We start from the raw sequence: 26,481 nt of genomic DNA on the forward strand, positions 1-26,481 counted from the left end.
GCGTTCAGCCCGGGGGGCGGCCTGCTTTGGTCGGATCGGCAACGGCGGGGCGAGGGAAAAGGAGGCCGTGGGTGGACACCGACGAGACCGAGCGGCTGCTGTTCGTCTGCTTCCCGGACGCGGGGGAGGCAGCCGGCCGGTACCGGGCGTGGCGCGATCCGCGGATCGCCGTGCACGTCGTCGAGCTGCCCGGTCGCGGTGAGCGCCGCGCCGAGCACCCGTACCGGGACATGTGGCTGCTGGTCGAGTCGCTGGCGGCGGAGCTGGCGGGGGTGCTCGCCCGCCCGCACGTGCTGTTCGGCGCGGGGCTGGGCGCGCTGGTGGCCTACCGGCTGGCGCAGCGGCGGGTGGCCGCGGGACTGGGGGTCCCGCGGGCACTCGTCGTGGCGCACCAGGCGCCGCCGGACCGGGCCGCGCGGGTGGTGCCGGAGCAGGCGGCCCGCGCGGACGTCAGCCTGCTGGCCAGCGACGCGCACGTGCCCGTGGCACCGCCGCTGCCGTGCCCGATCCGGGGCTTCGGCGAGCCGCACCTGATGACGGGCTGGGGCGAGCACACGGAAGCGGGGTTCGTGCTCGCCCCGGCGCGCGAGCGGGACAGCGGCGCGCTGCTGCGCGACGCCGTCCTGCGCTCGGCCTACCTGGTTTCCGCGTTGGCCGTCCCGGGCTTGGGCGAGTCGCCGATGTAGGGACCGACGCCGATCGAGGGGCCGGGCTGCGGTGGGGTCTCGGCCGCCTGCGCGGCGGGCGCGAGGACGAGGACGGCCAGGAAGGCCGTACCGATGACGGCCTGGAGAACACGGGCTTTCATGTTTCGACTCCTCACGCTTCGGGATGCGCGTCGATCTTGCCCGAGCGGACTTCCAATCCGCTTCCCTTCGCGCGCAGTGGTCGTACGCTCACCGATCGTCCCTTGTGGAGGGAATCGCCGGGCTGGGACCATGCGTGGTCATGGGGAGTGACGACACGAACACGATTCTGCGGATGGCGAGCCTGGCGACCCCGATGGCCTTGCGGGTGGCGGTGACCCTCGGGCTGCCGGACCGGTTGCGCGATCAGGACGTCGCCGTGGACCGGCTGGCGGACGACCTCGGCGTCCGGGCGGTTCCGCTCGGGCTGCTGCTCGGGCACCTCGCGACGCTGGGGTTCTTCGAGCGGACCGCCACCGGCTACCGCACCACGGACTACGGCGAAAACCTGTGCGGCGACAGCCTGACCACGGTCCTGCTGAACCTGGACACCGCGGGCGGCCGCGCCGAGCTGGCGTTCACCGAGCTCCTGCACAGCGTCACCACCGGTCAGGCCGGGTACGACCGCCGGTACGGGCAGGACTTCTGGTCCGATCTCGCCGCGCACCCGCCGCTGCGGGAGTCCTTCGACCGGCAGATGGCGCACCGGCTGCGGGCCGGCGTGCCGCACCTCGCGACCGGGTTCGACTGGGGGCGGTTCGCCACGATCGTCGACCTCGGCGGCGGTCCGGGCACGGTGCTCGCGGGTGTCCTGGCGGCCCACCCACGGATCCGGGGCCGGCTGGTCGACCTCGACGTCACCGCGGCCGCGGCGACCTTCGCCGAGCACGGGTTCGGGGAGCGGGCCACGGTGGTCGCCGGCAGCTTCTTCGACCCGCTGCCGGCCGGGGCGGACGTCTACCTGCTGGTGGACATCCTGCACGACTGGGACGACGAGCACGCCCACCGCATCCTGGCCCGCTGCGTCGAGGCGGCCGCGCCGGACGGGCGGATCGTCGTCGTCGAACCGGTCGGCGGGCGGCAGGCCGGGACCGACTCGGACCTGGCCATGCTCGTCATCTTCGGCGGCCGCGAACGCCGGGTCGAGGAGTTCGAAACCCTCGCGGCGGACCACGGGCTCGCGCTGGACTCGGTGACGGACGCGGGCGGGCGGTCGATCTTGGAGTTCAGAATTACATAAGCGCTGTTACAATTCTGGTGTGCCGCTGTCCCGTGCCTTCGTCGACCTGACCCCGCTGCGCGTCTCGCCGGCCTTCCGGCGGCTCTGGATCGGCCGCGTCTTCTCGGGCTTCGGCTCGCAGATGACGCTCGTCGCCGTGATGTTCCAGGTCTGGGAGCAGACCCGGAGCACGGTCTGGACCGGGGCGGTCGGGCTCGCCCAGGCCCTGCCCGTGGTGGTGTTCGGGCTGCTCGCGGGCTCGCTGGCGGACCGCGTCGACCGGCGGCGGTTCGCGCTGGTCACCACCGCCGGGCAGGCGGTCTGTTCGGTGCTCCTCGCCGTGCAGGGCTTCCTGGGCGAGGTGCCGGTGCTGCTCGTCCTGGGGCTGGTGGCCGCGCAGTCGTGCTTCGTCGCGGGCGGCGGGCCGGTGGCGCGGACGTTCGTCCCGCGGCTGCTGGCGCCCGCGCAACTGCCGGCCGGGCTGGCGCTGAACCGGATCGCGTTCCAGGGCGCGATGCTGCTCGGCCCGGCGCTGGGCGGGCTGCTGCTGGGCCGGCTCGGCGTGGGCGGCTGCTACGTCGTCGACGCGCTGACGTTCGCCGTGGCGTTCTACGGCGTCTTCGGTCTTCCTGCGATGCGGCCGGACGGCGAACCGTCGCGGCCGGGGCTGCGCGGGGTGCTGGACGGGCTGGCGTTCCTGGTGCGCACGCCGGTCGTCCGGGGCGCGCTGCTGACCGACCTCGCGGCGACGGTCCTGTCGATGCCGATCAGCCTCTTCCCGCTGGTGAACGCGGAACGGTTCGCCGGCGACCCGCGGACGCTCGGCCTGTTCCTGTCGGCGATCGCGGCCGGCGGGGTGGTGGCCTCGGTGTTTTCCGGGACGTTCACCCGGCTGCCCCGGCCGGGGCTGGTGATGCTCGCCGGCTCGGCCGCGTGGGGCGGGGCGCTGGTGGTGTTCGGGCTGGCGCCGGACCCGTGGGTGGGGCTGGGGTGCCTGGCGCTGGCGGGCGCGGCGGACACGGTTTCGGTGGTGTCGCGCGGGGCGCTGGTGCAGCTCAACACGCCGGACGAGCTGCTGGGCCGGGTTGCGGCGGCGGAGCAGATCGTCGGCCAGGCGGGGCCGGACCTGGGCAACCTGCGGGCCGGCTTGGTGGCGGGCGCGACCTCGGGAACGGCGGCGCTGGTCAGCGGCGGGCTGCTGTGCGTGCTGGCGGTGGCGTGGGTGGGCGCGGGAACACCGGGACTGCGCCGCTTCGCGACGCCGGCCAAGGCCGCGGCGGAGTAGCGAGCCCGCCGGTGCACAGCCGGACCCGAAGTGTGCACGCACCGGCACGCCGTGGTCTTCCACCGCGGCGCGCCGACGGGTAGTCCTTTCCCGACAACACCTTTCGCCCGTCCGGAAAGGACCCGCCATGCCGAAACGCATCCGCGCGGCCGCCGCCATCGCCGTCGCGGCGGCCGCCCTCACCGCTGTCCCCGCGCACGCGTCCGTCCAAAGTGGAAGCGGCACGATCACCGACCCCTGGGTGCCGACCCGGGCCGCGCACATCACCTGCCAGACCGCCACCCTCTTCGGCAACTACACCCCCGGCCAAGGCCACTCCGACCCGATCGCGACGCTCGTCCAGGGCAACTACATCGGCGTCCGGTACATCACCGCCGACCACTACTCCGCCGACGTCTTCTGGCACGGCACGGGCAAGTGGGGCTTCCTCCTCCGCGACTGCTTCACCCTGAACTGAAAGGGAACCCGATGAACCGCGCCCTGCTGACCACCGTCCTCGCCGCCGCCGCGGCGATCACCTTCGCGCCCGCCGCCACCGCCGGTACCGTGCGCGAAATCTGCGCGCAGGACCTCTACGTCCGGACGCAGCCCGCCGGCGTCATCATCGGCACCCTCTACCGCGGCGACCACTTCGAGCTGTCGCGGTACTCGCCCAGTGGCGACTGGGCCGAGGGCTACGCCATGGGCCACGTGAACCAGCGCGGCTGGATCCAGGCCGGCTGGTTCTGCTGACCGCTCAGGGCACCTTGAGCGAGAGCACGTCGGGCACCGTCACGCGCTGGCCGTAGAGGTTCGCGCTGCCGCCGATCGAGAGGACCCGCCGCGCCGGGGTGGCCGCGCACACGAGCGATGCGCGCCCGTGCGGGAGCAGGGTGCCCAGCAGTACCCATTCGCCCGTGCGGACGTCGAGGACCTCGGCCGTGCGGTCCCGGGCGGTCGGGTCCTCGACCGGCGCGGGACCGCCGCCGACCACGACGATCCGGTCCTCCACCCGGACCGCGCCCGGCGCGCCGCGGCGCTTGCGCATCGGGGCGACCGCCTCCCAGCGATCGGTGTCCGGGCAGTACCGCTCCACGGAGTCGAGCGCGTTCTGCTGCCTGCTGGGCAGCCCGCCGAGCGCGTACAGGTGCCGGCCGGCCGCGACGAGCCGGAACCGGGCCCGCGGGGTGAGCATCGGGGCGACCGGCGCCCAGTGCCCCGCCGCCGGGTCGAAGACGAGCACGGCGTCCGTGGCGTGCTCCTCCGGATCGCTGTCGCCGACGAAACCGCCCGCCACGTAGAGCTTTCCGGCCAGCCCGGCCGCCGAGGCCGCGCCGAGCGGGACCGGCAGCGGCGGGCTCGGCCGCCACGCGTCGGCCGCCGGGTCGTAGATCTCCACCACGTCGGTCGTGCGCTCGTCCGGGGTGATCCCCGCGGCGGCGTAGACCAGCTCGCCGACGACGCCGACCGCGTGGTTGCCGCGCGGCGTGGGCATCGGGCTGACGTAGTGCCACTCGCCGCTGCCGGTCAGCTTGCGGGTCTCCACCGAGCCGTAGCCGACGTTCCCGTCGGTGCCGCCGAACACGAAGACGTCGTCGCCGACGGTCGCCACCTCGTGGGCGAACCGGGGCGAGAGCATCGGCGGCCGGTACTTCCAGGATTCGTTCATCGTCCACCACCCCTCTTTTTCGACGCCAGAGTCTCCGCGGCGGGCCCGTCTGTTACGACGGATTCGATTTCCGCCATTCGCGGTCGCGCGGGTTATTCGTTTTCGGATGACTCGGCGAGGACGAACCATGCTGACGATCATCCGACGCAGTGGGCTGGGCCGGATGGCGGACATCGATCACGCTGTGTGGCCACTTCTCGTTGGTTTGTTTCCGATGGTGATCATCGGCGCGGTATTTCTCGGCAACGTGTTTGCGGTCCGGGAAATCGTCATCTACAGTCCGGCGATCAACGGCTCGAAAGCCGGAATCCGTGGTCCCCGTGTTTCTTTCCGAGGAGTGCTATGCGCAAACGCGCCTCGACACGCCGGTTCGCCGTGCTCGCGCTCGTCCTCGCACTGGTGAGCGCGTGCAGCCAGCGGACCGCCTCCGGTGGCGGTGCCGTCGAAAAGCCGTCGATCCGGGTCGCGGTCTTCGCCACCGTCGACCTCGCCACGTTCTGGCTGGCCCAGGAAGGTGGCTACTTCAAGGCGGAGGGCCTCGACGTGCAGGCCGACGCCGCCGCCAGCGGGCAGGAATCGCTCACCCGCATGGCGAACGGCCAGGACGACCTCGCGCTCTCGACCTACACCCTGTTCTTCCTGGCGAAGAACAACGGGTCCGACGTGAAGCTGGTCACCGACGCCACGTCGGCCAGCCCGCGCAGCAACGAACTGGTCACCGTGCCCAACTCGCCGGTGAAGTCCGTCAACGACCTGAACGGCAAGCGGATCGCCATCAGCTCGAAGAACGCCGCCTCGGACGTGCTGACCCGGTCGGTGATGCGCGACCACGGCGTCGCGTTCGACAAGGTGCAGTGGGTCCCGATGCCGCTGCCGGAGATGGGGAACGCGCTGGCGCAGGGCCGCGTCGACGCCGCGTACCAGCCGGAGCCGTTCCTGACCCAGGCCGCCAAGACGGCGGGGGCGTTCCCGGTCATCGACGCCGCGAGCGGCAGCACGCAGGCCTTCCCCCTGACCGGCTTCGGCGCCACCGGGAAGTGGGTCCAGGACCACCCGAAGACGATGCTCGCGTTCCAGCGCGCGATGCTCAACGCCACGCGCGCCGCGGTCGACCGGGGCCGGATCGAGCCGCTCGTCGTCCGCAACGCCCACGTGGACCAGGACATCGCGAGCCTGATGGTGATGCCGGCGTTCGGGTCCACCCTCGACGCCCGCCGCATCCAGCGCGTGCCGGACCTGCTGCAGCAGCTGGGTGTCGTCCAGACGAAGCTCGACGCCTCCTCGATGATCACGCCGCAGGCCAGCACGGGCTGAGCCCCCGGGCGACCCGCTGCCGAAAGGGGCCTTCCCTCGCGTTCGAAGCGAGGGAAGGCCCCTTTTCGTGCGTTGGATGCCGGAAACGTCCGCTTTGACGCCTTGACATGACCGGCCGCACACCCCACTCTCTTCATACCGACCGCGCGGTACGGCACTGTCCACATAGTGGGACGCAGACAGGAGAGTCGACGATGACCCCTCCCAGCGAAGACCTGCTCGTGGTCGACGGCCTCACCGTCCGGTTCGGCGGGCTCACCGCGCTCCGCGACGTCCGGCTGAGCGTCGACGCCGGCACGGTCGTCGGGGTCATCGGCCCCAACGGCGCCGGGAAGACCACGCTGTTCAACGTCGTCTGCGGGTTCGTCCGGCCGCAGTCCGGCCGGGTCGTCTGGCGCGGGCGGCCCCTCGTGCGGCACCGCCCCGACCAGCTCGCCGGCCTCGGGATCGTCCGGACCCTGCAGGGGCTCGGCCTGTTCGCCGGGCTGACCGTGCTCGAGAACGTGATGGCCGGCGCGGGCCGCCACGCCCGCACCGGCGCCCTGCCCGCGCTCGCCGGCGCCGGCCGCTCGGCGCGCGACGAGTCCGAGCTGGCCGCGCGGGCCCGCGCCACGCTCGGCGAACTCGGGATCGCCGACCTCGCCGACCGGTTGCCCGGCGTGCTGCCCTACGGCGTGCGAAAACGCGTCGCCCTCGCCCGGGCGCTGGTGGCCGAACCCGAACTGCTGCTGCTCGACGAACCCGCGAGCGGGCTGTCGGCCGCCGAGCTCGCCGAGCTGTCGGCGCTGATCCGGTCGCTGCGGCGGCAGATGGCGGTCGTGCTCGTCGAGCACCACATGGACCTGGTGATGCAGGTGTGCGACCGGGTCGTGGTGCTCAACTTCGGCGAGGTGATCGCGGCGGGCACGCCGGCCGAGATCCAGGCCGACCCCCGCGTGGCCGAGGCCTACCTCGGCGACCCCGCCGAGGAGGCACCGAGTGCTTGAGATCGACGAGCTTTCCGTGGCCTACGGCGCCGTCCGCGCGCTCGACGGCGTCGGCATCGAGGTCGAGCGGGGCGGGATCACCGCCGTGCTCGGGGCGAACGGGGCCGGCAAGACGACGCTGCTGCGCACGATCAGCGGCCTGCAGCCGCCCGTGGCGGCCGGATCGCCTGGGACGGCCGGGAACTCACCGGCCTGGCGCCCGACCGCATCGCGCGCGGCGGGGTCGCGCACGTGCCCGAAGGCGGCGGGGTCATCACCGAACTGACCGTCGACGAGAACCTCCGGCTGGGCGCGCTGTGGCGGCGGGACCGCGCCGACCGCGCGGCCGCCAAGCGCGAGGTGTACGAGCTCTTCCCGCCCCTGGCGGAACGTTCGGCGAAACCCGCGTCGACGCTGTCCGGCGGCGAGCGGCAGATGCTGGCCATCGGCCGCGCGCTGATGAGCCGGCCGTCCCTGTTGCTGCTCGACGAGCCTTCGCTCGGCCTCGCGCCGCTGATCACCGCCCGGATCATGGGAATCCTGCGCGACCTGCGGGCCGCCACCGGGCTGACCGTCGTGCTCGTCGAGCAGAACGCGCACTCCGCGCTGTCCATCGCCGACCGCGGGTACGTCCTGGCGCTGGGCCGGGTCGTCGCCGTCGACACCGCGGCCGCACTGCTGGCCGACGACGGCCTCCGCCACGCCTACCTCGGTTTCTGAGCAACCATCAGGGAGAGAACGGTCCGGTATGCAGGAATTCCTCGACCTGACCCTCGGCGGGATCTCCGCCGGCGCGGTCTACGCGGCGCTCGGGCTCGCGCTGGTCATCATCTACCGCGCCACCCGGGTGGTGAACTTCGCCCAGCCCGCCCTCGCCCTCATCTCGACCTACCTCGCGTACTCGGTGACGAAGGCGACGGGCAGCTACTGGCTCGGCTTCGCCGTCGCGATCGTGGCCGGGACGGCGCTGGGCGTGGCCACCGAACGGCTGCTGATCCGGCCGCTGCGGCACCGCTCCGAGCTGAGCTCGATCATCGTCACCCTCGGGCTGCTGCTGGTGCTGCAAGCGGTTTCGGGCATGATCTGGTCCAACGAGCCGCTGGCGTTCCCGTACGCCTTCGACTTCCGCGGCCGGTTCTCCGCCAACGACCTGTTCGTGGTGCTGGTGGTGCTCGCCATCGCCGCGCTGGTACTGGTGGTGTTCAAGTACACGCCGCTGGGCCTGCGGATGCGGGCGGCCGCGTTCGCCCCGGACGTCGCCCGCACGCTCGGCGTGCGGGTCGGGCTGATGCTCACCGTCGGCTGGGGCATGGCCGCGGCGGTCGGCTCGCTGGCCGGGTTGCTCGCCACGCCGCCGTTCCTCTTCCCGAACGTCCTGGACGGCGTCTTCGTCTACGCCCTCACCGCGGCCGTGCTCGGCGGGCTCGACAACCCGCTGGGCACCATCGCCGGCGGGTTCGTGCTCGGCGTCGGACTGTCCTATGTGTCCGGCTACCTGGGACCGGAGATGGTGACGATCGCCGCGCTGGCGATCCTCGTCGTCGTGCTCATCGTGCGGCCCAGCGGGTTGTTCGGCCGGGCGAAGGTGAGGCGGGTATGACGGTGCGCACGAGCCTTCCCCGGACCCGCGTGGAGACCGCCGCGAAGAGGCGGGTGCTGCCACCGCTGCTGCGCCACACCCTGTACGCGCTGGCCGCGTTCGCCGCCGTCGTGCTGCTGACGCTGGTCACCGACGAGTTCACCAACCTGCGGATCGCGACCATCGGCTACTACCTGGTCGCGGTGGCCGGGCTGACCCTGCTGACCGGCCTGACCGGCCAGGTCTCGCTGGGCCACGGCGCGTTCATGTTCATCGGCGCGTACACGGTCGCCTTGCTGGTGAAGCACGTGCCGTCGTTCCCGCTGTGGGCCGACCTGCTGCTCGCCTCGGCCGCCGGCGGGCTCGCGGGACTGCTGGCCGGGGCCGCCGCGGCCCGGCTGCGCGGCCCGTACCTCGCCGGGGCGACGCTCGCGCTGGCCGTCGGGCTGCCCGCCCTCACCCGCCGGTTCCAGGACTTCCTGGGCGGCAGCAACGGGCTCAGCTTCACCGTCCACAGCAGACCGGCGGGGATCGGCGTGCCCGAGCTGCGCTGGCAGACCTGGATCGTCTGGCTCAGCGTGCTCATCGCGCTGGTGCTCGTGGTGAACGTCGTGCGCGGCCGGCTCGGGCGCGACTTCCGCGCGGTCCGCGACGACGAGGTCGCCGCGTCGCTGAGCGGGATCGCCGTCGGCCGCACCAAGATCCTCGCGTTCCTCATCAGCGCGGTGTGCGGCGGGCTCGCCGGTGGCCTGCAGGCGTTCCTGCTCGGCACCGCCGCACCCGGCTCGTTCACCCCGGCGCTGTCGCTGAGCCTGCTGGCCGCGGTCGTGCTGGGCGGGCTCGGCTCCCTGTGGGGCGCGCTGTGGGGCGCGGTCGCGCTCGTCTACTTCCAGGCCTGGTCCGAGGACCTCGCCGATGTCCTGCACCTGAACACCGACGTCGCCAACAACCTCCCGCTCGCGGTGTACGGCGTGATCCTCATCGTCGTCGTGCTCGCCTTCCCGCGCGGCATCCAGGGCGGTTTCCAGAAGCTGCGCGGAATTCTCCGTCGACCCGCCGAAAAGAAGGAGAACCATGAGAACCAGTAGGTACGGCGCGGGTTTCCTCGCTCTCGCCCTGGCCCTGACCGCGTGCGGCGGTGCGGGGGAGAGCGACGGCGGCGGCCAGCAGGCCGCCGACTCGGCCGTCGGCGTCACGAAGGACACCGTCACCATCGGCACCCACCAGCCGCTGACCGGCCCGGCCGCGCCCGGGTACAGCAAGATCTCCGTCGGCGCCCGCGCGGTGTTCCAGGCGATCAACGACGGCGGCGGGATCAACGGCCGCAAGATCGACTACAAGGTCGAGGACGACGGGTACAACCCGACGAAGACCGTCGAGGTCGTGAAGAAGCTCGTCCTGCAGGACAAGGTGTTCGCGATCGTCGGCGGGCTCGGGACGCCGACGCACTCGAAGGTCGTCGACTACCTGAACACCGAAGGTGTGCCGGACCTGCTGGTTTCCTCGGGCGCGCTGGCGTGGGACAACCCGCAGAAGGACCCGATGACCTTCGGCTACCAGCTGGACTACACGCGCGAGGGCAAGATCCAGGGCAAGTACATCAAGGACACCTTCGCGGGCAAGAAGATCGGGTACTTCACGCAGAACGACGACATCGGCCGGGACACCCAGGCGGGGCTCGACCAGTTCGTCAAGGACCAGACGGTCGCGCGGCAGGGCTACGACAGCGCCAACACCGACGTCACACCGCAGCTGTCCGCGCTCAAGGCCGCGGGCGCCGAGGTCGTCGTCTGCGAGTGCATCCCGGCGTTCACCGCGCTGTCGATCCTGGCCGCGGCGAAGATCGGCTACCGGCCGCAGTTCGTCGTCAGCAGCATCGGCGCCGACCCGGCGACGCTGTCCGGGCTGCTGCAGGACTTCGCCAAGCGCGGCGGCGCGACCGTCTCGAGCGCCCAGCTGCTGTCCGGGCTGATCGGCACCGGCTACCTGCCCGACGTCTCGCAGACGGCCGACCCGTGGGTCGCCTACTTCAAGGGCATCCACGACAAGTACATCCCGAAGGAGCCGCTCACCAACACGCTGTTCTACGGGATGGTGCTGGCGTACACGTTCGGCCAGGCGCTGAAGGCCGCCGGGCCGGACCCGACGCGCCAGAAGATCGTCGAAGCGATGAGCTCCGGGCAGTTGAAGGGCCCGGGCCTCACGCCGTTCGGGTTCTCGAAGGACTCGCACTCCGGGTACACCGGCGGGTTCGTGTTCAAGATCAACCCGGACACCACGACGACGGTGATCCAGCCACCGTCGGTCACCGACCGGGGCACCGGGGCGATCACACCGTACACCGGCGAGCGCGCCACTCCGGAGCAGGTGAACCTGCTGGGCAAGTGAGGACCGGGCCGGTCCGCAGGCCGTGCGGACCGGCCCGCCCGCTCACATAGGGTGGCGACATGAACGTGCGGGACAAGGTCGTGCGGGCGGCGGTCCGCCTGTTCGCGGACAAGGGGTTCGAGGCCACGACGGTCCGCGAGATCGTCGAAGAGGCCGGCGTCACCAAGGGTGGGCTGTACCACTACTTCGAGTCCAAGGACGACCTGCTCCTGGAGATCTACACCGCGATGCTGCGGATGCAGGCCCAGCGGATGCGGACCATCGCGGACTCGGACCTGCCGCTGCCGGAGCGGCTGCACGCCATCATCGCCGACGTCGTGACGACCAGCATCGCCGACCTCGACGCGGCGACGGTGTTCTTCCAGTCGTTCCCGCTGCTGGAGAAGAGCAAGCAGATCCAGGTGCGCGCCGAGCGCCGCCTTTACCACGAGCGCGTGCGCGACCTCGTCGCCGAGGGGCAGCGCGCGGGGGTCTTCCGCGACGACGTCCCCGCCGACCTGGTGATCAACTACCATTTCGGCGCGATCCACCGGCTCCACATGTGGTACCACGCGGACGGCCCGCTGTCGGGGGAGCAGGTCGGCGAGCACTTCGCGAACCTGATGCTGCGCAGCCTCCGTCCATAGTGGACGATCTATCGTGGGGGCATGCACATCGTGGCGGTCCTCGCGCTCGACCAGGTCGTCCCGTTCGACCTGGCGACGCCCATCGAGGTCTTCTCGCGGACACTCCGGCGCGGCCGGCCCGCGTACGAGGTCCGGATCTGCGGTCCCGCGCCGGAGCTGGACGCGGGGATGTTCACGCTGCGGCCGCCGTGGGACCTGTCGGGCCTTCTCGACGCCGACACGATCATCGTGCCGGGTCGTTCGGCGAACCCGCCGGTGCCGGTCGACGTGGTCTCGGCGTTGCGGTCGGCGGCGGCGCGGGGAGCGCGGATCGCGTCGATCTGCTCGGGGGCGTTCGTGCTGGCCGAGACGGGGTTGCTGGACGGCCTGCGCGCGACGACCCACTGGGCGGCGGCTGGTGAGCTCGCCCGGTCGCACCCGGCGGTCGAAGTGGACCCGGACGTGCTGTACGTGGACAACGGGCAGATCCTGAGTTCGGCGGGCGCGGCGGCGGGCCTGGACCTGTGCCTGCACCTGATCCGCCGCGACCACGGGTCGGCGGTGGCGGCGGACGCGGCCCGGCTGTCGGTGATGCCGCTGGAGCGCGAAGGCGGCCAGTCCCAGTTCATCGCGCACGACGTGCCGCCGACGCCGCGCGGATCGGAGCTGGAGCCGGTGCTGGCGTGGCTGGAGGAGAACTGCGCGTCGGAGCTGACGCTGTCGGGGGTGGCGGCCCAGGTGGGGATGAGCACGCGCACGTTGAACCGCCGCTTCCGCGAGCAGACGGGGACGACGCCGTTGCAGTGGCTGCTCCGCGCCCGGGTGCGGCGGGCGCAGCACCTGCTGGAGTCGACGGGCGAGCCGGTGGACCGGATCGCGGGGCTGGTGGGGTTCGGGTCGCCGGGCGCGTTCCGGGAACGGTTCAAGCGGGTGGTGGGGACCAGCCCGCAGGCCTACCGGGCGAGCTTCCGGGCTTCGGTGGGCTGACCCGGGCCGGCCGCGACCTGGTGGGCCTGCGTTAAGGTCGGCCCATGTCGAGCCCCGAAGCGTCCAGGGCGGGGCTGCCGGTCACTCCGGCAGCCCGGTAGCTCCCACACCTTCCCGGGCTCCCGGGTGACCACGAAAGCGTCCACCGCCTTCGTGCTCCCTGGAGTTTCGCTGTGTCCCTGTACTTCCTCGCCCTGGGCGTGTTCGCCATGGGCACGTCCGAATTCATGCTCGCCGGGCTCCTCCCCGGCATCGCCGCCGCCCTCGACGTCTCACCGGCGCAGGCCGGGTACCTGACCAGTGCGTTCGCCCTCGGGATGGTGGTCGGCGCGCCGCTCATGGCCGCGCTCGCCCGGCGCTGGCCGCGCCGGACCGCCTTGCGCGCCTTCCTCGCCCTTTTCGTCGCGATGCACGTCCTCGGCGGGCTGACGTCGTCGTTCGCCGTCCTGCTCGCCACGCGGTCGGTCGCCGCCGTCGCCAACGCCGGCTTCCTCGCCGTCGCCCTGACCGCGGCCACCTCGCTCGTGCCGCCGGACCGCACCGGACGCGCGCTCGCCGTCCTCCTCGGCGGGACGACCTCGGCCTGCGCCGCGGGCATCCCCGGCGGGGCGCTGCTCGGCTGGCCCACGGCCTCCTGGACCGTCGCCGCGCTGTGCCTGCCCGCCTTCGCCGCGGTGTCGCGCGTTCCGGACACCCCCGCCGGCGGGGTGGCCGACCTGCGGAGCGAGTTCGCCGAGCTCCGCCCGCTCGCCCCGGTGCTGCTCCGGGCGGCGCTGGTCAACGCCGCCACCTTCGGTGTCTTCACCTACTTGGCGCCGCTGAGCGAAGGTGCCGCGCCCGCGCCGGTGGTGCTCGGCCTCTTCGGTGCCGGGTGCTTCGCCGGCATCACCGCGGCGGGGCGGCTCGCGGACCGGTGGCCCGGCCGGGTCGTCGCCCTCGGCGGGGCGCTGCTGCTCGGGGGCTGGCTCGTGCTCGCTCTCTTTCCGGCGGCGCTCGTGTTCCTCGCGTTTCCGCAGGGCGCGCTGGCCTTCGCGGTCGGCGGCACGGTGATCACCCGGGTCCTCCGGGAAGCCACCGGCGCCCCCACCATGGCGGGCTCCTACGCGACCGCCGCGCTCAACGTCGGCGCGACGGCGGGCCCGATCCTCGCCGGCACGCTGAACCCGTTCTGGGTCGCCGCGGCGTTCACCGCTGCCGCCGTCGTCGGACGTAGTAGGTGATCAGGCCGGCGGTCGCGGCGAGCGCGATTGCGCCGGCGATCATCCGGAGCGTGAAGTCGAGTCCCGTGACGGAACCACCGGCGTTGACGGCGGCGCTGATCACGAGGACCGCCCAGAGGAGGGCGGGGGCGGCGGTGCGGGTGGGTGCGTTGGTGTTCGTCATGCCGGGAACACTACGAACGCGCAGGTCACGGAACGATCCCGCCGGCACCCGGATCCGGGGTAGCGCCAGCGCTACCCCGCGTCGCGGCCGAGGTAGGCGAGCACCGCCAGCACCCGGCGGTGCCCGCCGCCCTCGTCGGACGGCAGCCCGAGCTTCGCGAAGATATTGCGGATGTGCTTGAGCACCGCGCCGTCGCTGACGACGAGCAGCTCCGCGATCGTGCCGTTGTTGTAGCCCTCGGCCATCAGCGCCAGCACTTCCCGCTCCCGCGCGGTCAACGTTTCCAGGGGGTCCTTCGCGCGCCGGCGGGACATCAGCTGGCCGATGACCTCCGGGTCCATCGCCGTGCCGCCCTTGGCGACCCGCTCGAGCGCGTCGAGGAACCGCTCGACCTTGCCGACGCGCTCCTTGAGCAGGTAGCCGACCGCGCCGACGCCGTCGGCGAGCAGCTCGACCGCGTAGCTGGTTTCGACGTGCGCCGACAGCACCAGCACCGGCAGTCCGGGGTGGATCTCGCGGGCGCGCACGGCCGCGCGCAGGCCCTCGTCGCGGTGGGTCGGCGGCATCCGGACGTCCATCACGACGGCGTCGGGCCGGTCGCCTTCGACGAACTCGAGGAAGTCCTCGGCGTTGTCGAACGTCGCGGCCACCTCGATGCCCGCCGTCTTCAGCAGCAGCGCGAGGCCTTCGCGCAGCAAGGCGTCGTCCTCGGCGATCACGACCCGCATGGCAGCTCCACTCGCAGCACGGTCGGCCCACCGGGTGGGCTGGTCAGGGTGAGGGTCCCGTCGAAGGCCTCGGCGCGGCGCCGGATCCCGGCGAGCCCGCTGCCGCGCCGCTCGTCGGCGCCGCCGCGGCCGTCGTCGCGGATCTCCAGCGACAGCAGGGCAGCCGTGCCGCCGAGCGTGATGTCCACAGTGGACGCTTCGGCGTGCTTGGTGGCGTTGGCCAGCATCTCGGCGACGACGAAGTACGCGGCGGCCTCGACCGCGGCCGGGCGGTGGGTCTCGTAGCCGACGTGGACGGCCGTCGGCACCGGGCAGTGCTCGGCGAGCGCGCGCACGGCCCCGGCGAGGCCGCGCTCGCTCAGCAGCGGCGGGTAGATGCTGCGCACGACGGTCCGCAGTTCGGCCAGCGCGTCGGTGGCGGTGTCCTGCGCCTTGACCAGCAGGTCACGGGCCGTGGTGGGGTCGCGGTCGTAGAGCTGGCCGGCGATGCCGAGCTGCAGGACGACCGCGGCGATCCGCGCCTGGGTGCCGTCGTGCAGGTCGCGCTCGATGCGGCGCAGCTCGGCGCCGTGCGCCTCCAGCGCGGCCGCCCGCGTCGCGGTCAGTTCGGCGACCCGGTCGGCCAGCACGACGCCGGGGGCCGGCCGCAGCAGCTTTCGCGCGGTGCGGGCCTGCCACCGCGCGGCGCGCGGCAGCAGGAGCGTCGCCGTGGCCATTCCCACGGCGACCAGGAAGTCCAGCCCGGCGCTCGGCCACGAGTTCACCATGATGCCGAGCGAGCCCTCGATCCCGCCGGGCACCACGGGCCAGATCAGGACCGTGACGACCTGCTGGAGCGCGCCGAGCGGCAGGCCGATCGCCAGGCTGCCGAGGATCAGCCCGGTCGCGGCGTGGATCGCGAGCCAGGCGAGGTCGCGGCGGGTCGCCGGGTCCTTCAGCGGGGAGCCGTCGCGGTAGGGCTCGGGGATGGCCTCGCCGAGCCGGCGCGCGGCCCGGCGGCGGTCGACCCCGACCGGCCACCGCGCCAGCTTGATCGCCGGGGTCAGCGACGGGATGCCGACGCCGAACGGGCACAGCAGCAGGACGGCGAAGAGCCCGGCGAGGGCCAGGATCGACAGGAGCGACGTGCCGGCGCCGACCACGAGGTAACGAGCCGCCGACCAGCACTCGCGCAGGCGGGTCGTCACGGCGACAGTGTCCCACCCCACCACCGTGGTGGTGCTGGCGCTACCCCCGATCCACCTCTCCACGGGATCGATCGCCGCTGGTCGCGGCCCTAGTTTTCTTGCGAGAGAACGAAGGGGATCGGAAATGACCACAGGGAACGCGCTGGAACTGGCCGGGGTGCGGAAGGTGTACGGCTCCGGCGACGGCGCCGTCACCGCGCTCGACGGCGTGACGGCGGGCGTGCCGCGGGGGACGTTCACCGCGGTGGTGGGCCCGTCGGGCTCGGGCAAGAGCACCTTCCTGCACTGCGCGGCCGGGCTGGACCGCCCGACGTCGGGGAAGGTGGTGCTCGGCGGCACCGAGATCGGGCGGCTGAAGGAAAACGAGCTGACGCGGCTGCGGCGCACCCGCGTCGGGTTCGTCTTCCAGGCCTACAACCTGCTGCCTTCGCTGAACGTGCTGCAGAACATCACGCTGCCGATGCGGCTGGCCGGCGCGAAGCCCGACCCGCAGTGGCTGCGGGAAATCGTCGAAGGCGTCGGGATGGCCAAGCGGCTGGAGCACCGGCCGGCGGAGCTGTCCGGCGGGCAGCAGCAGCGCGTCGCGATCGCCCGGGCGCTCATCGCCCGGCCCGACGTCGTGCTGGCCGACGAGCCGACCGGCGCGCTCGACACCCGCACCGCGCGGCAGGTCCTCGACCTGCTGCGGGCCGTCGTCGACGGGATGGGGCAGACCGTCCTGATGGTGACCCACGACCCGGTCGCCGCCTCGGCCGCGCACGGTGTGCTCTTCCTGGCCGACGGCAAGCTGGCCGGGCACCTGCCGCACCCCACCCCCGAGCGGGTGGCGGAGCGCATGACGCACCTCGGGGAGTGGTGAGCGTGCTGACCCTCGCGTGGCAGACCATCCGCACCAGGCTCGGTGGGTTCACCGGCGCCTTCGTCGCGATCCTCTGCGGCACCGCGCTGGTCGCGGGCTGCGGGGTCCTCATGGAGTCCGGCCTGCGGGCCGGCGTCCCCACCCAGCGCTACGCCGCCGCGGCCGTCGTCGTCGGCGGGGCCCAGACCGTGCGGCCACCGGGCGCCGACGCGCTGACGTTCGAGCAGGTCGGCGAGCAGCCGTCGGTGCCTGACTCGCTGGCCGGGCGGATCGCTTCGGTGCCCGGCGTGCGGTCGGCGGTGGCGGAGCAGAGCTTCCCGGCGCAGGTCGTCACGGCCTCCGGCGAGGTCATCGGCGGCCCGCAGTCGCTGGGCCACAACTGGGACGCGGCCGTGCTGGCGCCGTTCCGGCTGAGCGCGGGCCGGGCGCCCGGGGCCCCGGACGAGGTCGTGCTCGACGCCGAGCTGGCGCGGCAGGCCGGCGTCGGCGTCGACGGGCAGGTGCGGATCATGACCCGGTCGGTGCCGGCCGTGTTCCGCGTGAGCGGGATCGTCAACGCCCTTTCGCGGCAGTCGGCGCTGTTCTTCACGCCTTCGCGGGCCGCGGAACTGGCCGCCCGCCCCGGCCAGGCGCACGCGATCGGCGTCCTCGCCGAACCCGGCGTCGACCCGGAGGCGCTGGCCGGGCGGATCGGCGCGGTGGCCGTCGGCGCGGAAGTCACCACCGGCGTCGAGCGCAGCACGATCGAGTTCCTCGACGTCAGCCAGACCCGGACGCTGCTGCTCGCCATCGCCGGCTCGTTCGGCGGGTTCGCGCTGCTCGTGGCGGTGTTCGTGGTGGCGAGCACGCTCGCGTTGACGATCAACCAGCGGCGCCGGGAGTTCGCGCTGCTGCGCGCGGTCGCCGCCACCCCGCGCCAGATCCGCAAGTTGATCGGCACCGAGACGACGATCGTCGCGCTCGTCGCCGGCGTCCTGGGTGGCGCGCTGGGCCTGGTGGTGGCGTCCGGGCTGCGCGACGCGTTCGCCGCGATCGGCGTGATCCCGGCCGACTTCGGGCTGGCGATCAGCCCGCTGCCGTCGCTGGCCGCGGTGCTGCTGGGACTCGGCGCGGCCCGGCTGGCGGCGTGGGCGGCGTCGCGGCGGCCGTCGTCGATCAAGCCGGTCGAGGCGCTCGGCGAGGCGGCGGTCGAACGCCGTGAGCTCGGCCGCGGCCGAGCGATCACCGGCTGGAGCCTGGTGCTGGCGGGCATCGGCGGCGCGCTGGTGCCGCTGTTCCTGCGCGGCGACGTGGCGACGGCGGTGTCGTCGATGTCGACGCTGGTGATCGTGGTCGGGCTGGCGGTGGTGGGGCCGCAGGTGACCGGGCTGGCGGTGCGGTTCCTGAGCCCGGTGCTGGCGCGGGTGTGGCGGATCAGCGGCTACTTGGCCGGGGCGAACGCTTCGGCGGGCACCCGCCGGCTGGCCGCGGCGGTGACGCCGTTGATGCTGGCGATCGCGTTCGCGCTGGCGATGTTCTACGGCCCCACGTCCGCCACGGCGGCCGCGGCTTCGGAGACCGAGGCGTCGACCACCGCCGACTACGTGCTGAGCGGCCCGGCGGGGGTCTCGCCCGAGGTCGCCGCCGCGGCGGCGAGGCTGCCGGGAGTGGCCACGGCGACGCCGGTGGTGCGCACATCGGTGCTGACGGTGTCGAAGGTCGGCGACAGCACGGAGGTCCAGCGGACACCGGCGCAGGGGCTCGGTCCTTCTCAGGGGGTGCTGGAACTGGGCGTCGACTCCGGGCGGCTCGCCGATCTGACGGGTGACACGGTGGCGCTGAGCCGGGCGGAGGCCGACTGGCAGGACAAGAAGATCGGCGACGAGGTGACGTTCTACTTCGGCGACGGCGTCCCGGCGAAGCTGCGTTTGGTGGCGACGTACACGCACGACAAGGCGTTCGGCGACTTCGTGCTCCCGGTTTCGCTGGCACGCTTGCACAACGGCGGCCGGCTGGACGACTCGGTGCTGGTCCGCCGCTCGCCGGACGCCGATCCCGCGGCGGTGGCCACGGCGTTGCGTTCGCTGCCGTACCCGGGGTTGACGGTGGCTCCCTCGGCCTCGTCGTCCGCGTCGTCGCAAGGTGGCGACCGGCAGGCGCAGTTCTACCTGAACCTGGTGGCGGCGGGGGTGATCGTCGGGTACCTGGCGATTTCGGTGGCCAACACGCTGGTGCTGACGACGGCCCAGCGGTCGCGGGAGTTCGCGTTGCTTCGGCTGGTGGGGACGACCCGGCGTCAGGTGACCCGCATGATGCGCCTCGAGGCGCTGGCGACGGTGGGGATCGCGGTGGTCGTCGGGACGGTTGTCGCGGTGGTGCCGTTGGGGTTGCTGAACGTGGGGTTGCGGGGAACCCCGGTGCCGTCGGGGCCGTGGTCGGTCTACTTCGGAATCATCGGCGGGGCGGCGGCGCTGGGGTTCTTGGCGATGGGACTGTCGACGTTCGTGGCGCTGCGGGCCCGGCCGATCGACGCCATCGGGCTGCGGGAGTAGGTACGCGGCGGTCAATCCCGGTCCGGCGGCCACAGCCCGAGCTTCGTGAACTGCTCGCGGACGTGGCCCCGGACCGGGTCGTCGACGTCGGCCACGAGGGCGATCGTCTGGCGGGACTCGTTCCACGCCTCGACCTGCCGCCCGGTCGCCGCCAGGGAACGCACCAGTGCGACCAGCGCGCGGACCACGTGGACGTGGTCGGCGCGGGCGATACCGAGTGCCTTCCGGGCGTACAGCAGGACATCGCCGTGTTCCTCGGCGTCGCAGGCGGCTTCGCTCAGTTCGACCAGCGCCGTGAGCGTCTGCTCGTGGCCGGCCGGGTGGCGCTCGTGCAGCTCCACTGCCTCGGTGAGCTGCCGGATCGCCTCCGTCGTCCGGCCGGCGCGGCGGTTGAGCAGGCCGAGCTCCAGGGCCATCGCGGCGTGCCGCCGGTGGTCGCGCAGCTCGGCGTAGAGCGCTTTCGCCTGGGACAGATGGGTTTCTGCTTCGTCCAGCTCGCCCTGCCGGCGCAGGTGCGTGCCGAGGTCGCCGTGCGCGGCGGCGCACTGGCCGGGGTCGTTGAGGCTGTGCTGGATGTCAAGGGCCTCCCGCAGGTGCGACAGCGCCCGGTCGCCGGCCGCTTCCTCGTGGCGGGCGAGCAGGAGCAGGACTTCGGACCGGTCCCGGCCGTTGCCGGTGTTGCCGAAGATCGTGTTCGCCAGCGCCAGCGCTCCCGCGATCTTGTCCGGATCGTCGTGGATCCGCGCCAGCGTGGCCCACGCCTGCCCTTCGGCGTCGAGGTCGTGAGCTTCCCGGGCGGCCAGCAAAACCGTCTCGACGGCTTCGTGCCAGTCGGATCCCGCGCCGTCGAAGGCGAGGTGGGGCCGCACGAGCCGCAGCAGTGTCACCGCCCGCGGCAGGTTGCCGCTCGCCGCGCGGCGGACCGCGGCGCACAGGCTCGCCTCTTCACCGGCCAGGAATGCTTCCGCGGCCGCGAAATCCGGCAGGCGGCCGGCCGGCAGTTCCGCGGTGCGCCGCAGCGCCGGCGCCAGGGCTTCGGCCGCGTCGGTGACGCGGGCGATGTACCAGTCGAGGAGCCGCGCCTCGGCATCGCGGCGATCCTCTTGCGAGTCGTGGGCGCGCGCGAGCCGTTCCCCGGCCTCGCGGGTGAGGGCGTCCATCCGGTAGCGGCCGTCCTCCCGGCTGATCAGGTACAACGACCCCAGTTCGGTCAGCGCGCCGCGGGTGGCTTCCTCGTCGGTCCCGTCCAGGGCGAAGATCGCCTCCAGCGCGAGGCCGGGCGAGACGTGCGGCGCGAGTGAGCGGAAGAGGCGCGCGGCCGGTGCGCCGAGAGCGTGGTAGGACCACAGCACCGACGTCAAGATCGTGCCGGACGCCAGTTCGCCGGCCAGCAGGAGCTCCGCCGGGCTCGGCAGGCCGCCGGTGCCGGGCAGGAGCTCGGCGAGGGTGCGGACGGCCTGCGGGGCGCCGCCGGTCAGGGCCAGCACCGCCGCCGGGTCGGGTGGTTCGGCCGGGGTGTCGCGCAGCAGGCTGCCGAGCAGTCGTTCGATTTCGGCTTCGGAGAACGGCCGCACCTCCAGCCGGAAGGCGCCGTGGTGGGTGACGAGGTCGCTGAGCCGGTGCCGGCTCGTCACGACGACCACGGAGTGCGCGCTGCCCGGCAGCAGATCCACGACCTGACCGGAGTTCCGGGCGTTGTCGAGGAAGACGAGCACGCGGTGGTCGTGGAGCAGGGTCCGCAGCATCCGGACGCGCGCGCTCGGGCCGGCGGGGATCGCGGCCGCGGCGACGCCGAGCGCGTCGAGGAACTCGGCCAGCACGTCGGCGGAGTCGCGGGGCGGGCCGCTGCCGTAGCCGCCGAGGTCGGCGTGCAGCTGGCCGTGCGGAAAGCGCTCGCGGACGGCGTGCGCCCAGTGCAGTCCCAGTTCGGTCTTGCCGACCCCGGCGGGCCCGGTGAGGGCGACGATGAGGGTCGCGGGCGGCCCTCCGACCCGGGAGCGCATGTAGAGGTCGTCGAGCCGGTCGACGTCGTCGGCGCGGTCGACGAACTGGCTGACCGGCGAGGGCAGCTGCGCGGGCGGCAGGGCGCGCAGGGCCGCCCGGGTGCGGTGCCGATCGGCGGGTGCGGGGGAGTCGCGCGACTGCAGCAGCTGCTGGTGCAGGTCCTGCAGTTCCTGGCCGGGGCCGGTCCCGAACGAGCGCGCGAACCGGTCGTACACCTGCTTCCAATAGGCGTCGAAGGCTTCGTAGTGCCCGAGCCCGTTCAGGGCGGTGATGCGCTGGGCGATGTACTGGGTGTCCAGCTCGTGGTCGACCATGGCCTCGTCGAGGATCCGCAGCACGCCGCGGTAGTTCCGGCGTTCGAGCTCGACGGCGCACAGGGCCTGGTAGCCGGCGACGCGTTCGTAGCGGTCGATGTCCTCCCGTTTCTGCTCCATCCAGACGGTCCCGAGATCTTCGACGACGGGCCCCCGCCAGAGGTCCATGGCTTCCCGCAGCGCGGCGGCGGCAACGTCGAACCGGCCGGCTTCCCTTGCCTGCTCACCGTTCTTGAACAGCGTTTTGAAGCGGGCGTAGTCGAGATCATCGTCCTCGGGCAGGAATTGATACCCGGCGCGCTGGGTGAGGATCTTCGCGGAGACACCGGCGTCACGCAGGGAAGCGCGGAGCCGGCTGACGTAGGCGTGCAGATCTTTCCGGGCGTGATCGGGGGGATCGTCCCAGAGGGCTTCGGTGACGGTTCGTACGGCGACAACTTTGCCGTGGTTGAGCATGAGCACGCCCAGGAGCGACCGTTCCTTCGCCCGCCCGAGCGCGACCTCCCGGTCGCCGAGCAGGAGTTCGACGTGCCCCAGGATCCGGAACTGCATCGCACCTTGTGGTTGGGTCGGCAGGGACTTCCTGTCGAGCACGGTAACCCGGCGGCGCGCGGGATTCAGTGCAGGTCAAGGGGCTGTCAAGAATTTGTCCACCGATTGGTAAGCGAAGTGTCAACCGGCGCGGTTCACGATCGCTGGCATGTCGTGGACGGATGTGTGGCAGCGGCTTTGGGGGTCGGTGCTGCCGTTGGAACCGGTCGCGGACCCGGTGCACCGCACCATTCTGGCGGTGGGCATCGACGGGTTTTCGGCGCCCGAGCGCACCAACCTGCACCGGTTGGCGCTGCGGGCGGGGTTGTACCGGGTGTTCCAGCAGGCCCTGGCCGAGAGCGGCGTGCGCTGGAACGACTGCGACCACGCGGACCTGGGTGACGGGGTGCTCGTGCTGGCGCCGGCGGAATACCCGAAGGCGGTGTTCAGCGAACTGGCCCCCGCGGCACTCACGAAGTCATTGGCCGAACACAACCGCTGCCACCGGCCGCCGGAGCAACTCGGGCTTCGCCTGGTGCTCCACGCGGGAGAGGTCACTTACGACATGCATGGGTCGACGGGATCGGCGATTGTGCACGCGTTTCGGTTGCTGAATTCCGCTGTGCTGAGGGAGAGTTCGGCTTGCTCGGGCGGGGATCTCGCGGTGATCGCTTCGAGGTGGTTCCACGAGGAAATCATCCGGCACAGCCCGTTGAGCTGTCCGGAGTTGTTCGAGCCGGTGTTCGTCCGGGAGAAGGAAACCACGGCGCGGGCGTGGATCCGGTTGGTCGGCTCGGATGAACAGGATCAATGCGCTTCGGGGTGAGGGGCCCCTGCATCGCCCCTCACCTCACCAGTCGAGCGTCAAATACCCTCCGGGGCGACCAGGTTGAGGAAAGACGTCCATGCTGTGGCCGAGAACTCGATGAACGGCTGATCCGGCCGTTGATCTTTGGTATCGCGCACAAGGGCGACATCAGAGGTTAGCCGAGCTTCGACACAGCTCCCGCCCGCGTTCGAGTAGCTGCTCTTGAACCATCCGTCCCGACGGGATGCGGAAGAAGATAAAGACTCTACAGTCACTGGGGTTTCTTTCTTAGAGTTCTCGGATGTGGTCGCGGACCAGGTGCAGGGTCCTGTCCCGCGGCAGGGCGCCTTCGTAGGCATCTTTGTATGTGGTGGCGAGGTCCCGGATCTGGTCTTTATCGTCAATGACGCCCCAGGCGGTAACCGTCTCTTGCCAGGCCAGAGTGGGGAGCCGGGGGTTCCCGAAGTCGATGAGGTGTACCGTGGCGGCTCCGAAGAGCCCGCATGCGGTGGCGGTGAACGGGATGACGCGGACGTCGAGTTTTTCCGGATGACGCTCGATTTGCTCCGCCAAGTGCACGAGCTGCTGCTTGAGTACCTGGCGTCCGCCAATCTGCTGACGTAGGGCAGCTTCGCTGATAAGGGCCGTCAACTTGAACGGATCGTTCGAGTCGGTGAGCCGCGCCTGTCGACGCAACCGTGCTTCGACGCGCTGGTCGACCTCAACCTGCGGCAGCGTGACGGCGGGCATCATTATCGCGCGGATATAATCAGCCGTCTGAAGGAGGCCGGGAATGAGCAGGCTTTCGTAGTCGCGGATGCTGCTGGCCCCATGTTCCAAGCCGAAAAGCCGTTGGACGTCGGAATCGAAAAGGGCCGTGTAGCTCGACCACCAACCCCGTGCCTTGGCAGCCGTGCGCAACGCCAAGAGTTCGGCCTTCTCCTCGTCGTCGAACTCGAACAAGTCGATTACTCGCGCGAGTGCTTCCGGGGATAGGATCTTGCGTTCGTTCTCGATAGCGGACCAATAGTTACGCGAAAAACCAAGTGTGTCAGTAATTGCCCTGACTTCAATTCCTAACCGTTCTCGCTGTCGTTTCAGGCGCAGCGCGAGCTCCCAAGACGCTACGACAGGTGACAACGTTGTCATCCAGGCATCCTTCCCGCGTGGTTACGGTAACCGAACGATGTGTCGGTGTACGCGGTAGGTGACACCGCGGTCATCTAACCTGAAAGCGGCACCGCAAGCAACCGCGACGTACCCCCAAATGGATGAAATGCAGCCATGTCGGAGTCCAGGACACGCCTGAGTGGACGGCCTCGCCGAGCTCGCCTACGGTCCGAGGTGTTCCCAGGTGGGGTTGGCGTGGTTCCGCCGAGACCGCGCACCCGCGACGTGGACTGGCACGGCAGCCTCGGTCTCAACACTGCCCACTGCACGATCGTCGTGGTCGACGTCGAAGGGTTCGGGCGCTACAGCCGGACCAACCCGAACAAGATCAGGATCCGGCGCGGGATGTACCGGTCACTTGAGCGCGCTTTCTTCGAGGCGGGGATTCCCTGGGCCGGCTGCCGGCACGAAGATCTCGGGGACGGCGTTCTCGCCCTCGCTCCCGCCAGCATCTCCAAAGCCCTCTTCGGTGACCTTCTCGTCCCCGTCCTCGCCGATGAACTCGCCGCCCACAACAAGGCTCACCGGAGCCCCGAACAGATCCGCCTGAGGCTCGCCTTGCACGCCGGGGAAGTCTCCTATGACGACCACGGCGTCATCGGCTCTTCCATTCTCCACGCTCAGCAGCTGGTCGATGTCGTCGAGCTGAAGGGAATGCTCAGGGAAAGCGAAGCGGTCCTCGCCGTTGCAGCGTCGGACTACTTCTTCGATGAAGTCATCCGGCACAGCGAGCGCAGCTTCGCTCACTTCTACCGCCCCGTCGGCACCACCGCCGGGAAAGCCTGGATCCGGCTCATCACCCCGTCACGACGACGCCGCGCCGGCTGACGGACAACCCCTGCCGTACTGGCGAAACTTTCCGAAAGTCATTGTCCCACCACCCATCCCGATCACATGCTTTCCCCATCGCCAGGCCTCGATGAGGAGGAAGCATGCTCACCAAGAACCGCTTCAGGGTTTTCGCCGGTGGGGCCGCCCTTGCGCTGGTCGCCACCTTCCTGCCCGGGACCGCCCGCGCCGATACCGTCATCACCACCAGTCAAACCGGGAACAACGGGGGCTACTACTACTCCTTCTGGACCGATGGTGGCGGTTCCGTGCAGATGACCCTTGGTTCCGGGGGCAACTACCGGATGAACTGGAGCAACGTCGGGAACTTCGTCGGTGGCAAGGGGTGGAGCAACGGCAGCCGGCGGACCGTGAACTACTCCGGGAGCTTCAACCCCTCCGGCAACGGCTACCTCGCCCTCTACGGCTGGACCTCGAACCCGCTCGTCGAGTACTACATCGTCGACAACTGGGGCACCTACCGGCCCACCGGCACCTACAAGGGCACCGTCACCAGCGATGGTGGCACCTACGACATCTACCAGACCACCCGCTACAACGCGCCGTCGGTCGAAGGGACCAAGACCTTCAACCAGTACTGGTCCGTGCGGCAGCAGAAGAAGACCGGCGGGACCATCACCACCGGGAACCACTTCGACGCCTGGGGCCGCTACGGCATGCGGATGGGCAGCTTCAACTACTACATGATCCTCGCCACCGAGGGCTACCAGAGCAGCGGCAACTCCAACATCTCGGTGGGCTGACGCGATGCGCAAAGCAATCCTCGCTGCGGCGCTGCTGGCCGTGACCAGCGCTGTCGACCCGGCGACCGCGCAGGCCGCCGCCTGCAACGGCTACGTCGGCCTCACCTTCGATGACGGTCCCTCGAACTCGAACACCCCCGCGCTGCTGAGTGCCCTGCAGCAGAACGGCCTGCGCGCGACCATGTTCAACGAGGGCCAGTACGCCGCCGCCTATCCGGGGCAGGTGCGGGCACAAGTGAGCGCCGGCATGTGGGTCGGCAACCACAGCTACACCCACCCGCACATGACTCAGCTGAACCAGTCCCAGATGGACTCCGAGGTTTCCCGTACCCAGCAGGCGATCTCGGCGGCCGGTGGCGGCACGCCGAAGCTCTTCCGGCCGCCCTACGGGGAAACCAACTCCACGCTGCAGGCCGTCGAAGCCAAGTACGGCCTGCGGCAGATCATCTGGGACGTCGACTCGCAGGACTGGAACGGCGCCAGTGTCGACGCCATCGTCGCGGCCAACGGCCGCCTCGGCAACGGGCAGGTCATCCTCATGCACGAGTGGGCCGCCAACACCCGGGCGGCCATCCCGCGGATCGCGCAGAACCTGGCGAGCCGCGGCCTGTGCGCCGGCATGATCTCGCCGCAGACCGGCCGCGCCGTCGCGCCGGGCTGAGACCCGGTGGCGCGGCGGCTCCGGACCCGCCGCGCCA

Annotated in this window: 28 protein-coding genes and 1 pseudogene; 21 read left to right on the forward strand and 8 right to left on the reverse strand. The window is 71.5% G+C overall.

Annotated elements, in window-relative coordinates; translation table 11 throughout:
- Positions 1-71: 71 nt before the first annotated feature.
- On the forward strand, positions 72-686 hold the full coding sequence (locus tag ACWEVP_RS39985; RefSeq protein WP_452067778.1) for a thioesterase II family protein: 615 nt from the start codon (positions 72-74) through the stop codon (positions 684-686).
- On the opposite strand, the gene ACWEVP_RS39990 is transcribed toward ACWEVP_RS39985, so the two are convergent.
- Positions 635-808, reverse strand: coding sequence for a hypothetical protein (locus tag ACWEVP_RS39990; protein WP_452067779.1), 174 nt, complete (start codon positions 806-808; stop codon positions 635-637). The genes ACWEVP_RS39985 and ACWEVP_RS39990 overlap by 52 nt on opposite strands.
- Before the next feature lie 140 nt (positions 809-948).
- On the opposite strand from ACWEVP_RS39990, the gene ACWEVP_RS39995 reads away from it, so the two are divergent.
- The 4 genes from ACWEVP_RS39995 (at position 949) to ACWEVP_RS40010 (ending at position 3,922) form a co-directional block, all read left to right on the forward strand.
- On the forward strand, positions 949-1,926 hold the full coding sequence (locus tag ACWEVP_RS39995) for a methyltransferase (protein ID WP_452067780.1): 978 nt from the start codon (positions 949-951) through the stop codon (positions 1,924-1,926).
- A gap of 19 nt (positions 1,927-1,945) precedes the next feature.
- Entirely contained in the window at positions 1,946-3,190 is a 1,245-nt protein-coding gene (locus tag ACWEVP_RS40000) for an MFS transporter (protein ID WP_452067781.1), read from the forward strand.
- Between the two features lie 127 nt (positions 3,191-3,317).
- Complete coding sequence (locus ACWEVP_RS40005; protein WP_452067782.1) at positions 3,318-3,647, forward strand: hypothetical protein; 330 nt, start codon at positions 3,318-3,320, stop codon at positions 3,645-3,647.
- Between the two features lie 11 nt (positions 3,648-3,658).
- Positions 3,659-3,922: a hypothetical protein gene (locus ACWEVP_RS40010; protein WP_452067783.1), complete on the forward strand. Its 264-nt coding sequence runs from the start codon at positions 3,659-3,661 to the stop codon at positions 3,920-3,922.
- 4 nt (positions 3,923-3,926) lie between these two features.
- On the opposite strand, the gene ACWEVP_RS40015 is transcribed toward ACWEVP_RS40010, so the two are convergent.
- Entirely contained in the window at positions 3,927-4,838 is a 912-nt protein-coding gene (locus ACWEVP_RS40015; RefSeq protein WP_452067784.1) for a Kelch repeat-containing protein, read from the reverse strand.
- A gap of 127 nt (positions 4,839-4,965) precedes the next feature.
- Here ACWEVP_RS40015 and ACWEVP_RS40020 point away from each other — a divergent pair, with 127 nt between their 5' ends.
- From ACWEVP_RS40020 to ACWEVP_RS40065, 10 genes and pseudogenes are all read left to right on the forward strand, one after another.
- Positions 4,966-5,241 carry a hypothetical protein gene (locus ACWEVP_RS40020; protein ID WP_452067785.1) on the forward strand — a complete coding sequence of 92 codons (276 nt, stop codon included), beginning with the start codon at positions 4,966-4,968 and terminating at the stop codon, positions 5,239-5,241.
- Positions 5,181-6,152 carry an ABC transporter substrate-binding protein gene (locus ACWEVP_RS40025; RefSeq protein WP_452067786.1) on the forward strand — a complete coding sequence of 324 codons (972 nt, stop codon included), beginning with the start codon at positions 5,181-5,183 and terminating at the stop codon, positions 6,150-6,152. Before ACWEVP_RS40020 ends, ACWEVP_RS40025 begins: the two co-directional genes overlap by 61 nt.
- A gap of 194 nt (positions 6,153-6,346) precedes the next feature.
- Positions 6,347-7,138, forward strand: coding sequence for an ABC transporter ATP-binding protein (locus ACWEVP_RS40030; RefSeq protein WP_452067787.1), 792 nt, complete (start codon positions 6,347-6,349; stop codon positions 7,136-7,138).
- Positions 7,131-7,837: pseudogene (locus tag ACWEVP_RS40035) on the forward strand (ABC transporter ATP-binding protein). Before ACWEVP_RS40030 ends, ACWEVP_RS40035 begins: the two are co-directional and overlap by 8 nt.
- A 28-nt stretch (positions 7,838-7,865) precedes the next feature.
- On the forward strand, positions 7,866-8,717 hold the full coding sequence (locus tag ACWEVP_RS40040; RefSeq protein ID WP_452067788.1) for a branched-chain amino acid ABC transporter permease: 852 nt from the start codon (positions 7,866-7,868) through the stop codon (positions 8,715-8,717).
- Entirely contained in the window at positions 8,714-9,784 is a 1,071-nt protein-coding gene (locus ACWEVP_RS40045; protein ID WP_452067789.1) for a branched-chain amino acid ABC transporter permease, read from the forward strand. Before ACWEVP_RS40040 ends, ACWEVP_RS40045 begins: the two co-directional genes overlap by 4 nt.
- Positions 9,771-11,084, forward strand: a complete 1,314-nt coding sequence (locus ACWEVP_RS40050) for an ABC transporter substrate-binding protein (RefSeq protein ID WP_452067790.1) — start codon at positions 9,771-9,773, stop codon at positions 11,082-11,084. The genes ACWEVP_RS40045 and ACWEVP_RS40050 overlap by 14 nt, the downstream gene beginning before the upstream one ends.
- 59 nt (positions 11,085-11,143) lie before the next feature.
- Positions 11,144-11,710, forward strand: coding sequence for a TetR/AcrR family transcriptional regulator (locus ACWEVP_RS40055; RefSeq protein ID WP_452067791.1), 567 nt, complete (start codon positions 11,144-11,146; stop codon positions 11,708-11,710).
- Positions 11,711-11,731: 21 nt separating this feature from the next.
- A complete protein-coding gene (locus tag ACWEVP_RS40060) occupies positions 11,732-12,676 on the forward strand; it encodes a GlxA family transcriptional regulator (protein WP_452067792.1) in 945 nt (314 codons plus the stop codon).
- 173 nt (positions 12,677-12,849) lie between these two features.
- Entirely contained in the window at positions 12,850-13,896 is a 1,047-nt protein-coding gene (locus tag ACWEVP_RS40065) for an MFS transporter (protein WP_452067793.1), read from the forward strand.
- Here ACWEVP_RS40065 and ACWEVP_RS40070 read toward each other — a convergent pair.
- From ACWEVP_RS40070 to ACWEVP_RS40080, 3 genes are all read right to left on the reverse strand, one after another.
- Positions 13,862-14,059: a hypothetical protein gene (locus ACWEVP_RS40070; protein WP_452067794.1), complete on the reverse strand. Its 198-nt coding sequence runs from the start codon at positions 14,057-14,059 to the stop codon at positions 13,862-13,864. The genes ACWEVP_RS40065 and ACWEVP_RS40070 overlap by 35 nt on opposite strands.
- 71 nt (positions 14,060-14,130) lie before the next feature.
- Positions 14,131-14,787 (reverse strand): response regulator transcription factor, encoded by a 657-nt coding sequence (locus ACWEVP_RS40075; RefSeq protein WP_452067795.1) that lies wholly within the window; start codon positions 14,785-14,787, stop codon positions 14,131-14,133.
- Positions 14,775-15,974 (reverse strand): sensor histidine kinase, encoded by a 1,200-nt coding sequence (locus tag ACWEVP_RS40080; RefSeq protein ID WP_452067796.1) that lies wholly within the window; start codon positions 15,972-15,974, stop codon positions 14,775-14,777. The genes ACWEVP_RS40075 and ACWEVP_RS40080 overlap by 13 nt, the downstream gene beginning before the upstream one ends.
- Before the next feature lie 124 nt (positions 15,975-16,098).
- On the opposite strand from ACWEVP_RS40080, the gene ACWEVP_RS40085 reads away from it, so the two are divergent.
- Both ACWEVP_RS40085 and ACWEVP_RS40090 read left to right on the forward strand, forming a co-directional pair.
- The gene (locus tag ACWEVP_RS40085; protein WP_452067797.1) at positions 16,099-16,833 is read left to right on the forward strand and encodes an ABC transporter ATP-binding protein; all 735 of its coding nucleotides are present in this window, start codon (positions 16,099-16,101) and stop codon (positions 16,831-16,833) included.
- Positions 16,834-16,835: 2 nt separating this feature from the next.
- Positions 16,836-19,364, forward strand: a complete 2,529-nt coding sequence (locus ACWEVP_RS40090; RefSeq protein ID WP_452067847.1) for an ABC transporter permease — start codon at positions 16,836-16,838, stop codon at positions 19,362-19,364.
- Between the two features lie 11 nt (positions 19,365-19,375).
- Here the strand turns inward: ACWEVP_RS40090 and ACWEVP_RS40095 are convergent, their stop codons facing one another.
- Positions 19,376-22,234, reverse strand: a complete 2,859-nt coding sequence (locus ACWEVP_RS40095; RefSeq protein ID WP_452067798.1) for a BTAD domain-containing putative transcriptional regulator — start codon at positions 22,232-22,234, stop codon at positions 19,376-19,378.
- 148 nt (positions 22,235-22,382) lie between these two features.
- On the opposite strand from ACWEVP_RS40095, the gene ACWEVP_RS40100 reads away from it, so the two are divergent.
- Complete coding sequence (locus ACWEVP_RS40100; protein WP_452067799.1) at positions 22,383-23,039, forward strand: hypothetical protein; 657 nt, start codon at positions 22,383-22,385, stop codon at positions 23,037-23,039.
- Between the two features lie 38 nt (positions 23,040-23,077).
- On the opposite strand, the gene ACWEVP_RS40105 is transcribed toward ACWEVP_RS40100, so the two are convergent.
- Positions 23,078-23,380 carry a DUF397 domain-containing protein gene (locus tag ACWEVP_RS40105; RefSeq protein ID WP_452067800.1) on the reverse strand — a complete coding sequence of 101 codons (303 nt, stop codon included), beginning with the start codon at positions 23,378-23,380 and terminating at the stop codon, positions 23,078-23,080.
- Positions 23,310-24,170, reverse strand: coding sequence for a helix-turn-helix domain-containing protein (locus ACWEVP_RS40110; protein WP_452067801.1), 861 nt, complete (start codon positions 24,168-24,170; stop codon positions 23,310-23,312). The genes ACWEVP_RS40105 and ACWEVP_RS40110 overlap by 71 nt, the downstream gene beginning before the upstream one ends.
- A gap of 246 nt (positions 24,171-24,416) precedes the next feature.
- On the opposite strand from ACWEVP_RS40110, the gene ACWEVP_RS40115 reads away from it, so the two are divergent.
- The 3 genes from ACWEVP_RS40115 (at position 24,417) to ACWEVP_RS40125 (ending at position 26,444) form a co-directional block, all read left to right on the forward strand.
- Positions 24,417-25,019, forward strand: a complete 603-nt coding sequence (locus tag ACWEVP_RS40115) for a hypothetical protein (protein ID WP_452067802.1) — start codon at positions 24,417-24,419, stop codon at positions 25,017-25,019.
- A 104-nt stretch (positions 25,020-25,123) separates the two neighbouring features.
- Complete coding sequence (locus ACWEVP_RS40120) at positions 25,124-25,783, forward strand: glycoside hydrolase family 11 protein (RefSeq protein WP_452067803.1); 660 nt, start codon at positions 25,124-25,126, stop codon at positions 25,781-25,783.
- Positions 25,784-25,787: 4 nt separating this feature from the next.
- Positions 25,788-26,444 (forward strand): polysaccharide deacetylase family protein, encoded by a 657-nt coding sequence (locus ACWEVP_RS40125; RefSeq protein WP_452067804.1) that lies wholly within the window; start codon positions 25,788-25,790, stop codon positions 26,442-26,444.
- Positions 26,445-26,481: the final 37 nt, after the last annotated feature.

The sequence above is a fragment of the Amycolatopsis sp. NPDC003865 genome (assembly GCF_053605345.1).

Coding starts and splice junctions, on each gene's coding strand:
- ACWEVP_RS39990 (WP_452067779.1), bottom strand. CDS start 808: ATGAAAGCCCGTGTTCTCCAGGCCGTCATCGGTACGGCCTTCCTGGCC.
- ACWEVP_RS39995 (WP_452067780.1), top strand. CDS start 949: ATGGGGAGTGACGACACGAACACGATTCTGCGGATGGCGAGCCTGGCG.
- ACWEVP_RS40005 (WP_452067782.1), top strand. CDS start 3,318: ATGCCGAAACGCATCCGCGCGGCCGCCGCCATCGCCGTCGCGGCGGCC.
- ACWEVP_RS40010 (WP_452067783.1), top strand. CDS start 3,659: ATGAACCGCGCCCTGCTGACCACCGTCCTCGCCGCCGCCGCGGCGATC.
- ACWEVP_RS40015 (WP_452067784.1), bottom strand. CDS start 4,838: ATGAACGAATCCTGGAAGTACCGGCCGCCGATGCTCTCGCCCCGGTTC.
- ACWEVP_RS40020 (WP_452067785.1), top strand. CDS start 4,966: ATGCTGACGATCATCCGACGCAGTGGGCTGGGCCGGATGGCGGACATC.
- ACWEVP_RS40025 (WP_452067786.1), top strand. CDS start 5,181: ATGCGCAAACGCGCCTCGACACGCCGGTTCGCCGTGCTCGCGCTCGTC.
- ACWEVP_RS40030 (WP_452067787.1), top strand. CDS start 6,347: ATGACCCCTCCCAGCGAAGACCTGCTCGTGGTCGACGGCCTCACCGTC.
- ACWEVP_RS40040 (WP_452067788.1), top strand. CDS start 7,866: ATGCAGGAATTCCTCGACCTGACCCTCGGCGGGATCTCCGCCGGCGCG.
- ACWEVP_RS40045 (WP_452067789.1), top strand. CDS start 8,714: ATGACGGTGCGCACGAGCCTTCCCCGGACCCGCGTGGAGACCGCCGCG.
- ACWEVP_RS40050 (WP_452067790.1), top strand. CDS start 9,771: ATGAGAACCAGTAGGTACGGCGCGGGTTTCCTCGCTCTCGCCCTGGCC.
- ACWEVP_RS40055 (WP_452067791.1), top strand. CDS start 11,144: ATGAACGTGCGGGACAAGGTCGTGCGGGCGGCGGTCCGCCTGTTCGCG.
- ACWEVP_RS40060 (WP_452067792.1), top strand. CDS start 11,732: ATGCACATCGTGGCGGTCCTCGCGCTCGACCAGGTCGTCCCGTTCGAC.
- ACWEVP_RS40070 (WP_452067794.1), bottom strand. CDS start 14,059: ATGACGAACACCAACGCACCCACCCGCACCGCCGCCCCCGCCCTCCTC.
- ACWEVP_RS40075 (WP_452067795.1), bottom strand. CDS start 14,787: ATGCGGGTCGTGATCGCCGAGGACGACGCCTTGCTGCGCGAAGGCCTC.
- ACWEVP_RS40085 (WP_452067797.1), top strand. CDS start 16,099: ATGACCACAGGGAACGCGCTGGAACTGGCCGGGGTGCGGAAGGTGTAC.
- ACWEVP_RS40095 (WP_452067798.1), bottom strand. CDS start 22,234: ATGCAGTTCCGGATCCTGGGGCACGTCGAACTCCTGCTCGGCGACCGG.
- ACWEVP_RS40100 (WP_452067799.1), top strand. CDS start 22,383: ATGTCGTGGACGGATGTGTGGCAGCGGCTTTGGGGGTCGGTGCTGCCG.
- ACWEVP_RS40105 (WP_452067800.1), bottom strand. CDS start 23,380: ATGCCTACGAAGGCGCCCTGCCGCGGGACAGGACCCTGCACCTGGTCC.
- ACWEVP_RS40110 (WP_452067801.1), bottom strand. CDS start 24,170: ATGACAACGTTGTCACCTGTCGTAGCGTCTTGGGAGCTCGCGCTGCGC.
- ACWEVP_RS40120 (WP_452067803.1), top strand. CDS start 25,124: ATGCTCACCAAGAACCGCTTCAGGGTTTTCGCCGGTGGGGCCGCCCTT.
- ACWEVP_RS40125 (WP_452067804.1), top strand. CDS start 25,788: ATGCGCAAAGCAATCCTCGCTGCGGCGCTGCTGGCCGTGACCAGCGCT.